Annotated in this window: 1 protein-coding gene; it reads left to right on the plus strand. The window is 63.0% G+C overall.

Translation table 11 applies throughout. The features are described 5' to 3' along the window. The first annotated feature begins 95 nt into the window (after positions 1-95). Entirely contained in the window at positions 96-1,364 is a 1,269-nt protein-coding gene (locus PG881_RS23850; RefSeq protein WP_000179845.1) for a DNA-binding domain-containing protein, read from the plus strand. The last annotated feature ends 60 nt before the right edge of the window (positions 1,365-1,424 follow it).

Below are 1,424 nucleotides of genomic sequence, written 5' to 3' on the forward strand. Positions count from 1 at the left end.
TGTTGTGCAGCCAGCTCCTGACAGTTCAATATCAGAAGTGATCTGCACCAATCTCGACTATGCTCAATACTCGTGTGCACCAAAGCGAGGTGAGCATGGCGACGGACACCCCACGGATTCCAGAACAAGGCGTGGCCACTCTGCCTGATGAGGCTTGGGAGCGTGCGCGCCGTCGTGCGGAGATCATCAGTCCGTTGGCGCAGTCGGAGACGGTCGGGCACGAAGCGGCCGATATGGCGGCTCAGGCGCTGGGCTTGTCTCGGCGCCAGGTATACGTTCTGATCCGGCGTGCCCGGCAAGGCAGCGGCCTCGTGACGGATCTGGTGCCCGGCCAGTCCGGTGGAGGTAAAGGTAAGGGGCGCTTGCCGGAACCGGTCGAGCGCGTCATCCACGAGCTACTGCAAAAGCGGTTCCTGACCAAGCAGAAGCGCAGCCTAGCGGCCTTTCACCGCGAAGTCACTCAGGTGTGCAAGGCTCAAAAACTGCGAGTGCCGGCGCGCAATACCGTGGCCTTACGGATCGCTAGCCTTGACCCGCGCAAGGTCATCCGCCGGCGGGAAGGCCAGGATGCCGCTCGTGACCTACAAGGTGTGGGCGGCGAGCCTCCTGCCGTGACCGCGCCGCTGGAGCAGGTGCAGATAGACCATACGGTCATCGACCTGATCGTGGTCGATGACCGCGACCGGCAACCTATTGGCCGCCCGTACCTGACCCTCGCCATCGACGTGTTCACCCGCTGCGTGCTCGGCATGGTCGTCACGCTGGAAGCGCCGTCTGCCGTTTCGGTTGGCCTGTGCCTCGTGCATGTCGCCTGCGACAAGCGCCCTTGGCTGGAAGGACTGAACGTGGAAATGGATTGGCAGATGAGCGGCAAGCCCTTGCTGCTCTACCTAGACAACGCGGCCGAGTTCAAGAGCGAGGCCCTGCGCCGGGGTTGCGAGCAGCATGGCATCCGGCTGGACTATCGCCCGCTGGGACAGCCGCACTATGGCGGCATCGTGGAACGGATCATCGGCACGGCGATGCAGATGATTCACGACGAACTGCCGGGAACGACCTTCTCCAACCCTGACCAGCGCGGCGACTACGATTCCGAAAACAAGGCCGCCCTGACGCTGCGCGAGCTAGAGCGCTGGCTCACATTGGCGGTCGGCACCTACCACGGTTCGGTGCACAACGGCCTGCTCCAACCGCCGGCCGCGCGCTGGGCCGAGGCCGTGGCGCGTGTCGGCGTACCGGCCGTCGTCACACGCGCTACTTCGTTCCTGGTCGATTTTCTGCCGATCCTCCGGCGCACGCTGACCCGCACCGGCTTTGTCATCGACCACATCCACTACTACGCCGATGGGCACTGTTGCAAATAGTCGGTGGTGATAAACTTATCATCCCCTTTTGCTGATGGAGCTGCACATGAACCCATTCAA

The sequence above is a fragment of the Aeromonas sp. QDB54 genome (assembly GCF_027707385.1).
Lineage (GTDB): Bacteria > Pseudomonadota > Gammaproteobacteria > Enterobacterales > Aeromonadaceae > Aeromonas > Aeromonas hydrophila.